Source organism: Microcoleus pseudofavosus SVA1_A4, from assembly GCF_036700565.1.
Lineage (GTDB): Bacteria > Cyanobacteriota > Cyanobacteriia > Cyanobacteriales > Microcoleaceae > Microcoleus.
In genome coordinates this window covers 1-8434 of record NZ_JAUBPE010000137.1, presented here as the reverse complement: position 1 = coordinate 8434, position 8434 = coordinate 1, and the positions used below count along the sequence as shown (strand labels likewise).

At 47.6% G+C, this 8434-nt stretch carries 8 protein-coding genes; 6 read left to right on the top strand and 2 right to left on the bottom strand.

Translation table 11 applies throughout. The annotated features are described in order from the left end of the window. Window positions 1-198 precede the first annotated feature (198 nt). Both QUA02_RS32325 and QUA02_RS32320 read left to right on the top strand, forming a co-directional pair. Window positions 199-954, top strand: a complete 756-nt coding sequence (locus tag QUA02_RS32325; RefSeq protein ID WP_333033808.1) for an ATP-binding cassette domain-containing protein — start codon at window positions 199-201, stop codon at window positions 952-954. A 150-nt stretch (window positions 955-1104) separates the two neighbouring features. After that, on the top strand, window positions 1105-1770 hold the full coding sequence (locus QUA02_RS32320) for an ABC transporter permease (RefSeq protein ID WP_333033807.1): 666 nt from the start codon (window positions 1105-1107) through the stop codon (window positions 1768-1770). On the opposite strand, the gene QUA02_RS32315 is transcribed toward QUA02_RS32320, so the two are convergent. Continuing rightward, window positions 1742-2377 carry a DUF1802 family protein gene (locus QUA02_RS32315; RefSeq protein WP_333033806.1) on the bottom strand — a complete coding sequence of 212 codons (636 nt, stop codon included), beginning with the start codon at window positions 2375-2377 and terminating at the stop codon, window positions 1742-1744. The genes QUA02_RS32320 and QUA02_RS32315 overlap by 29 nt on opposite strands. A gap of 126 nt (window positions 2378-2503) precedes the next feature. Between QUA02_RS32315 and QUA02_RS32310 the strand changes: the two genes are divergently transcribed. From QUA02_RS32310 to QUA02_RS32295, 4 genes are all read left to right on the top strand, one after another. Then, window positions 2504-3463: an aldo/keto reductase gene (locus QUA02_RS32310; protein WP_333033805.1), complete on the top strand. Its 960-nt coding sequence runs from the start codon at window positions 2504-2506 to the stop codon at window positions 3461-3463. 196 nt (window positions 3464-3659) lie between these two features. Then, window positions 3660-5531 (top strand): protein kinase domain-containing protein, encoded by a 1872-nt coding sequence (locus tag QUA02_RS32305; RefSeq protein WP_333033804.1) that lies wholly within the window; start codon window positions 3660-3662, stop codon window positions 5529-5531. A gap of 25 nt (window positions 5532-5556) precedes the next feature. Next, window positions 5557-6123, top strand: coding sequence for a GNAT family N-acetyltransferase (locus QUA02_RS32300; protein WP_333033802.1), 567 nt, complete (start codon window positions 5557-5559; stop codon window positions 6121-6123). Window positions 6124-6148: 25 nt separating this feature from the next. Further along, complete coding sequence (locus QUA02_RS32295; protein ID WP_333033801.1) at window positions 6149-7393, top strand: RNA polymerase sigma factor; 1245 nt, start codon at window positions 6149-6151, stop codon at window positions 7391-7393. A gap of 17 nt (window positions 7394-7410) precedes the next feature. Here the strand turns inward: QUA02_RS32295 and QUA02_RS32290 are convergent, their stop codons facing one another. Further along, the gene (locus QUA02_RS32290; RefSeq protein WP_333033809.1) at window positions 7411-8361 is read right to left on the bottom strand and encodes an RNA-guided endonuclease InsQ/TnpB family protein; all 951 of its coding nucleotides are present in this window, start codon (window positions 8359-8361) and stop codon (window positions 7411-7413) included. Window positions 8362-8434 lie beyond the last annotated feature (73 nt).

Here is an 8434-nt window from a genome sequence, read left to right as displayed (position 1 = left end):
ATCCGGTAGCATCGGAATTATATAGTGCGCGCGTCCCCGCTCGCGAGCCACGCCGCGAGCGGGGACGCTCGCACTGACATTATCCAAATATATTATTCCGATGCAACCGGAAAAGATATTAACCCTTAAAATAGCGCGTAAAACCAATTTTTTATCCCAGATTTAAATTGCTAAAAACCAAAATCACCGGAACTAATCATGCCTCTAAATAATGAAGTTGCTGTCGAATGCCTCGACGTTACATATCGCCTCAACCGCAGGCATTTAGTAGAAAAACTCAATTTTAAAGTGCTAAAAGGAGAAGTTTTAGTATTGCTGGGACGCAGCGGTAGCGGCAAAACTACTACCATGAAATTGATTAACAATTTACTGACGCCAAGCAGCGGCGAAGTGATTGTCATGGGAAAACCGACAACTCAGTGGAACCCAATTCAACTGCGCCGAAAAATTGGCTACGTAATTCAAGAAATCGGCTTGTTTCCCCATTTTACCGTCGAGCAAAACGTCGGTTTAGTGCCGAAATTGGAAGGTTGGGAGGTCGATCGCATTCAATCTCGCGTCCGCCAACTGTTAGAATTAGTCAACCTCGACCCCCAGCACTTCGCCAAACGCTATCCCCATCAGTTATCCGGGGGACAGCGGCAGCGGGTAGGCGTCGCTAGAGCACTGGCGGCTGACCCTCCGATGCTGTTAATGGACGAACCGTTTGGTGCTTTAGATCCGATTACTCGTCTAGAATTGCAGCGGGAATTCGGTCAATTGCAGCAGCAACTGGGCAAAACTGTGATTTTTGTGACTCACGGCATTCAAGAAGCTTTTTTGTTAGCTTCTAGAATTGGTTTGATGCAAGACGGACGGTTGGTTGAATTGGCATCCCCCGATGATTTTCTGAAATCTCAGCATCCAGAAGCTCGCGCATTTCTTGAATGTTTGCAATTACCCGGGACTGGGTAATATTACGTGCGATCGCATCCTTCGTTTATGGGAATGGGCGGGTTTTTGAATCTGATGGCTGGATATTAAAGATATTGGTGAACTGGCCCCTACGAGATATTCAATTATAGCAGCATTTACAATTCCCAATTCCTAATTACTAATTCCAACATGATGCAATTTATCAATCGGTACGGTGCCCAGATAGTTCAGCGCGCGGTCGAACACTTATATTTAGTAACTGTGGCAATTTTCATCGCTATTATTGTGGGGATTCCCCTCGGGATTTTAGTCACGAGAAAACCAAAATTGAAAAAGCCAATTTTGGGATTTGCTAATATTATGCAAACAATTCCCAGTTTAGCTTTGTTTGGCTTGCTAATCCCGGTGCCGGTAGTGGGTGGAATAGGCGATCGCACGGCAATTATCGCCCTCACTCTCTACTCTTTACTGCCCATTATCCGCAATACTTATACCGGCATTGTCGGCGTCGATCCGGCGATTGTGGCAGCCGGAACAGGCATGGGAATGACCGATATGCAACTGTTGTGGCAGGTGGAAATTCCCCTAGCGCTGGGCGTGATTTTGGCGGGCGTGCGAGTAGCTGCGGTAATTGCGATCGGGCTGGCGACGATTGCGGCTGCAATTGGTGCCGGCGGTTTGGGAGTATTTATTTTTCGGGGCGTTGCTACAGTTAACAATCAGTTACTTTTGGCTGGGGCAATTCCGGCCGCTTTGATGGCATTAGCTGCGGATTTTGGGCTGGGTTTGGTAGAAGGGCGCCTCTCGAAAAGTACATTAAAAACTATTAATGAGGACTCAACTCCTGACTACTAGCGGTGAAGGTTGTGACTTTCTCCAACCCAGAAGCATTCGGAGGATTCGCTATCAGATTGCGGATTTCATTTGAGCGTTCAATGTACTCTCGATCGCTCAAAACAGCTTGACTTCCCTCCAGCGAAATAGGATCTGCCAAATCGATCCAAGAACGGCAACCGCCGTATTCAGGAATGTAGGGAATTTCTCTGGTTTCTGCAAGGCGATAAGCCCGCAGCAATAAAATATAAATTGGCTGATTTTGTTTCCATTTCAGGCGATCGCTGACAAACTTTTCATTCCAAATATGGTAAGGAAACAGCGCGGTAATTGCCGGTTCCCAAGCTACCAAAAACACATCGGTAATCTCAGCCCAACTGCCAATTCTAATAATTTCAGGATGCCAACCCGATTCAACTTTTTTTACTTGACTCGCAAAATCCGGCTTTAATAAATCAGGCTGTTGGTGTTCAAAAGTTGGATACAGCAAAACCTGTTTGTCATTGACATTGAACTGTCCGGCTTGCTCGCGAATTCCGCCCTTCCGCAACAGCACAATCGTTTGACCTTGTTCCAAAGCATTAACTGCTACATTCCATTCTTTCAGTGCGCGAGTAGTTGATTTCATAGGAATTTAGTTTTGTTTTAACAATAGTAACAAAATCGGTAGTCTCAAGCAAGTACAGCAACTTTTTTCTGTTAAAATTAGATAGCTTGAGGGTGAATACTAAAAATCTTAATGAGGACTTATGGTATGGAAAAGCGACAATTGGGGACATCGGAAATTTATATCACCCCGATAATTATGGGGACTTGGCAAGCCGGCAAGCGGATGTGGGTGGGAATTGAGGATGCTGAAACTGTCAAAGCAATGCGCGCCGCTTTTGAGGCCGGTATTACTACCTTTGATACGGCTGAGGCTTACGGAGAAGGGCATTCGGAACAAATTATCGGTCAAGCACTTTCAGATGTGCGATCGCAAGTAGTTTATGCTAGCAAAGTTTTCGCCAATCACCTGAAACCAGATTTGTTAATCGAAGCCTGCGATCGATCGCTAAAAAACCTCAACACCGATTATATCGACCTTTACCAAATCCACTGGCCCGCCGGCACTTGGAATTCGGAGTTAGTGCCAATTGCAGACACAATGGACGCCCTGAATAAGTTAAAAGAACAGGGAAAAATTCGCGCGATCGGCGTTTCCAACTTCTCCCGCGCCCAAATAGCAGAAGCCGCCCAATACGGACGCATTGACAGCTTGCAACCGCCCTATTCTCTGTTTTGGCGCTGGGTAGAAAAAGATGCCATGTCCTATTGTGCGGACAATCATATCTCAATCATTGCCTATTCATCTCTAGCTCAAGGAATATTGACAGGTAAATTCGGGCCAGAACACAAGTTTGAAGAAGGCGATCACCGCGCCAAAAATAAGCTGTTCATCAAAGAAAATTACGCCCGAGTGCAAACAGCATTAAATCAACTCAGGCCAATTGCCGATCGCCACCAGACAAGCTTAGGAAATTTAGCTTTAGCCTGGTTGATTTCCCAGCCGCAAACAAATGCAATTGTCGGCGCGCGCGACGGCGAACAAGCAGCCGAAAATGCTAAAGCTGCTGAGGTAAAATTGAGTGAAGAGGAATTAAAAGAAATTGACGCGATCGGGCGAACCGTCACCGATCGTTTAGACGATAACCCCGTTATGTGGAATTTCTAAAACAGAACTGACGCAACGGGCATATATAGTAAGGTGCCCCGGAACCTACATCCTAGATAATCATCCTAGAAATTCGTCTGACGCACCCTACAAGTCGATGGGAGTGTGACTTGTGCAAGAGGTATAATATTTACTGCGCTGTGGAAATATTCAACAAGTTAAAATCTAAAATCCAAAATCTAAAATCTAAAATCGAATGAGTTACTGTCTAAATCCTAACTGTTCCAAGCCGCAAAATCCCCCCGCAGTCAAATTATGCAAAAATTGTCGGTCAAAACTGCTGCTGCGCGATCGCTACCGGGCGATAAAGGCGATCGGACAAGGCGGTTTTGGCAGAACATTTCTCGCCGTTGACGAAGACAAACCCTCAAAACCCCGCTGCGTCATCAAGCAATTTTTACCCACAGATAGCCAACTCATCCCATCAGCAAGCAATCGCAACAGCAAAAAAGCAGCCGAACTTTTTGAACAAGAAGCAATGCGATTAGACGAATTGGGAAAACACCCTCAAATTCCCGAACTATTAGCCTATTCCATCCAAGACAGCCGACAATATGTAGTCCAAGAATTTATCGACGGACAAAATTTAGCACAAATCGTCGAACAAGAAGGCACATTTACAGAAACTCAAATTAAAGACTTACTCAATAGCTTATTACCAGTCATTCACTTCATCCATTCCCACAACGTCATTCACCGAGACATCAAACCCGGAAACATCATTCGCCGCGCCGACAAACAATTAGTTTTAGTTGATTTTGGCGCCGCAAAAATTGCCACAGGTACGGCATTACTCAAAACAGGAACCAGCATCGGCAGCCCCGAATACATCGCCCCCGAACAAGCCAGAGGCAAAGCATTCTTTACCAGCGATTTGTACAGTTTAGGCGTAACTTGTTTGTATTTGCTAACTCAAGTTTCCCCTTTTGACCTCTTCGATCCCGGTGAAGATGCCTGGATATGGCGGCAGTATTTAACAAACAACCCAGTCAGTGAACAACTCGGAAAAATTTTAGACAAAATGATTGCAAATGCTACAAACCGCCGCTATCAAACGGCTGTTGAAGTATTAAAAGAAATTAATCCCCAAGTAGCCATAAACCTGACCCTTCCCCAAACAATTACCAAGCCAGTAAAACCCGCCCCAACACTCACCCCATCCCAACAGCAAACTTATAACTGGCAATGTATTCACACTCTAAAAGGTCACAAAAACTTAATTTACTCTGTTGCTTTCAGCCCCAACGGAGAAGTTGTAGCCAGCGGCAGCGATGATAAAACAATCAAGCTGTGGCGAGTAGAAGACGGGCAAGAAATAGTGACTCTTGCAGGTCATACTAACTCTGTTTATACAGTAGCTTTCAGCCCCGACGGACTGATGCTAGCCAGCAGCAGCCACGACAAAACTATCAAACTTTGGCGGATGAAAGATGGGCAAGAAATTCGCACTCTGATCGGTCACACTAACTCAGTTTACGGCGCAGCTTTCAGTCCCGATGGAACTCTGATTGCTAGCAGCAGTTGGGACAGAACAATCAAGATTTGGCGAGTCAAAGACGGGCAAGAAATCTCCACGCTTGCGGGTCACATCAATTTAGTTTATTTTGTGGCATTTAGCCCGGATGGAGAAACTCTTGCTAGCAGCAGTTGGGACAGAACAATCAAAATTTGGCGAGTCAAAGATGGGAAGCTAATTCGCACGCTTACAGGTCATACAGACTGCGTTCGCTGCATAGCTTTCAGTCCCAATGGTGAGTTTTTGGCTAGCGGCAGTCACGACAATACTATTAAGATTTTGTGGGTCAAAGATTGGCAAGAAGTTTTAACTATCACAGGACATTCTTGGTATGTTGATTCTATTGCTTTTAGTCCCGATGGCGAGATTCTGGCTAGTAGCAGCAATCAAACTATCAAGATTTGGCGAGTTAAAGACGGTCAAGAAATTTGTAATATTGCGGGTCATACTAACTCGGTCTATTCTGTTAATTTTAGCCCGGAAGGAGAGTTTTTGGCGAGCGGTAGCAGTGACAAAAGTATTAAGATTTGGCAGAATATGATGTTTGTTTAATTGCCCATAATTAAAGTTGTAAGTTATGATAAAGATTGTAACCAAAAGATTTATACTGCGTGACTTTGTAGATGCCGATCGATCGCCATTCTTGGACTATCAAGCCGATCCGCGCAACCTGACATTTTACGAACCCGATCGGTCTAGTCCCGACCGTGCCGCACGTCTATTCGAGATGTTTCAGGCATGGGCTGGCGATCGCCCTCGACTCAATTACCAACTGGCGATCGTACAACGACAGGAACCTTACGCGCTTGTCGGTTGCTGTGGACTGCGGGGAAGATTGTCTGAAACTGGCGAGATGGAATTTGGTCTCGAACTGGCACCAGCCTATTGGGGGCGATATGCCTACGCGATCGAGGTGGGGCGTGCGCTGCTCGACTTTGGGTTCGCGGAACTGGAGCTGAAGGCGATCTCCGGGTCTACCGTGAGTGCAAATACGCGGATCGCTCGGTTGGCCCAGTGGATAGGAGCAGAAGTGGTTGCTACCCGCCCAGGATCAACATGGATGTCCGATCGCGGTTGGAGCGAGGTCGATTGGCGGATTGCACGGGCGCAATGGGAGCATCGTACTCGGCGGCACGGCCGATAATATATGTTTGTTTTGTGAACGCTTTATGAATGAGACAGCAGCCAATCAAATCCGTCAGCAGGTGGATGCTGTGTACCGATCCGAGTCGCGTCGCGTTTTAGCTACCCTGATCCGACTCCTGGGCGACTTCGATCGCGCCCAAGAGGCGATGCACGAAGCCTTCGCTGCGGCTGTAGCGCAATGGCCCCGCGACGGCATTCCCGCTAACCCGCGATCGTGGCTTGTATCTACGGGTCGCTTTAAAGCGATCGACACCATCCGCCGTCGCGCCCGCTTTGATACGCACTTGGCAGAACTCGCTCAACAACTCAATCCGAGTGACACCACAATCGAGGATGACGAGGACGTTGAGGACGATCGCCTGCGCTTGATTTTCACCTGCTGTCATCCGGCCCTGTCGCCAGAAGCTCAGGTGGCGTTGACGCTGCGGGAAGTCTGCGGACTCAGTACCGAGGAAATTGCCAGCGCCTTCCTGATTGCTCCCCCCACGTTGGCGCAGCGGATCGTGCGGGCCAAGGCGAAGATCCGCGACGCACGCATTCCTTATCAAGTGCCGTCGAAAACCGATTTGCCCGATCGATTGGACACCGTGCTTCAAACGATCTACCTGGTGTTTAACGAAGGGTACGCGGCCTCATCTGGCAGATCGCTGACGCGGGCCGATCTCGCTGACGAAGCGATCCGTTTGGGACGGCTGGTAATGGAACTGTTGCCAGACTCCGAGGTGATTGGACTCTTGGCGCTGATGCTGCTGCAAGAATCGCGGCGCACCGCCCGCACTTCCTCCACAGGCGACCTCATCCTTCTAGAAGACCAAGATCGATCGCTCTGGAATCAAGTACAAATTTCTGAAGGCAGGTTACTGGTGCAGCAATCGCTATCATCAGGACGGTTTGGTTCGTACACGCTTCAGGCTGCGATCTCAGCGGTGCATTCAGAGGCCCAGAGTGCTGCTGCAACGGACTGGGCGCAGATTGTGGGCTTATACGACCTGCTCGTGCAATTAGAGCCCTCGCCCGTTGTTGCCTTAAATCGGGCGGTGGCAGTGGCAATGCGCGATGGCCCCTTGGCGGGACTGCAATCGATCGACGAAATATTAGCGCTTGGCGATTTGGCAGACTACCATCTGGCACACTCCGCGCGAGCCGATTTGTGTCGGCGGCTGGGCAGAACGGCTGATGCCAGAGAATCCTACCAAAAGGCGCTGGCGATCGTGAAACAGGAACCAGAGCGTCGTTTTCTCGAAAAACGCCTTCGCGAGTTAGGGTGACGTACTCCCACACTCAATCAAAGATTAGAGTGTGGGCTTCTCCTCCGAGAATTCCCGGATTCGCGTTTTATAGTGAGGCGAACGCCCAACCCCACTTTCTTTATTAGAATTCCAGAGTTCAGGTCACGAGGCATGGATGCACCACAAGAACATTCATGCCACCTATCACTTAACTCCTTTGAAACTCTGTTGAGGCACATTGCACAATGTTGAGATGTTCCAGCAGGATTAACTTTCACGACCAACCGCCCAGCTCTTTGGGCCTTGTACGGAAGAATTTCGTTCAAGAACCCAGCTATCCCCGCATCAGCAAAACTCTTGTTCAACCCGGACTTTGCGGATTGACCATTAGGCAAAAACTTACCCGATTCATCTTGCTTGGGTTTGTTGCGTTTTGCCATATTGGAAACTTTAAGGTCTTCTACAAAGATAACCTCAGCCTTGTTGACCAACTCACCTGCAAGCTCAAAATGCCATTGTTTGCGTTGTCTAGCTACCTGTTGATGTAACTTTGCAATGCGTGACCCAAGTTTGCGACGTGCAGTAGAACCTTTTTTTCTTAGCTCTCTTTTGGTTTGCAGTTTGGCTAATTTCTCTTCGGCTTGCCGATAAAATTTAGGAGGTTCTACCATCGTGCCGTCTGAGCAGACGGCAAAATATTCCAATCCCGCGCCAACGCCAATACTGTTAGTTTCAGTCGGTTCAATGCCAATAGTAGGAGTGTCAGGGACTGATGCATCTTCTAGAGTCAGTGTCGCATACCAACCATCTGCTTTGAGAGTAACCAATGCTCTCTTAATGACAAAACTGTCAGGAATAGGGCGATGTTGAATGAATTTGATTTTTCCTAGCTTGGGAAGTTCAATTCGATTCCCTTGGATGCAGTCAGACTTCACTCGCTGATAAGCGAAAGTGCGATAGCGGTTTTTGCCTTTAAATCGAGGCTTCCCGCTCCGCTTACCATTGATAAGCTGCTACGCAGCTAAACCGGATAAAATAGCATTGCCTTTATTTTTGATTTTTCGATCCCATTTAATAACC

Bases quoted from the DNA above. Each gene is read 5' to 3' on its own strand.
- QUA02_RS32325 (WP_333033808.1), top strand. From the start codon at position 199: ATGCCTCTAAATAATGAAGTTGCTGTCGAATGCCTCGACGTTACATAT.
- QUA02_RS32320 (WP_333033807.1), top strand. From the start codon at position 1,105: ATGATGCAATTTATCAATCGGTACGGTGCCCAGATAGTTCAGCGCGCG.
- QUA02_RS32315 (WP_333033806.1), bottom strand. From the start codon at position 2,377: ATGAAATCAACTACTCGCGCACTGAAAGAATGGAATGTAGCAGTTAAT.
- QUA02_RS32310 (WP_333033805.1), top strand. From the start codon at position 2,504: ATGGAAAAGCGACAATTGGGGACATCGGAAATTTATATCACCCCGATA.
- QUA02_RS32305 (WP_333033804.1), top strand. From the start codon at position 3,660: ATGAGTTACTGTCTAAATCCTAACTGTTCCAAGCCGCAAAATCCCCCC.
- QUA02_RS32300 (WP_333033802.1), top strand. From the start codon at position 5,557: ATGATAAAGATTGTAACCAAAAGATTTATACTGCGTGACTTTGTAGAT.
- QUA02_RS32295 (WP_333033801.1), top strand. From the start codon at position 6,149: ATGAATGAGACAGCAGCCAATCAAATCCGTCAGCAGGTGGATGCTGTG.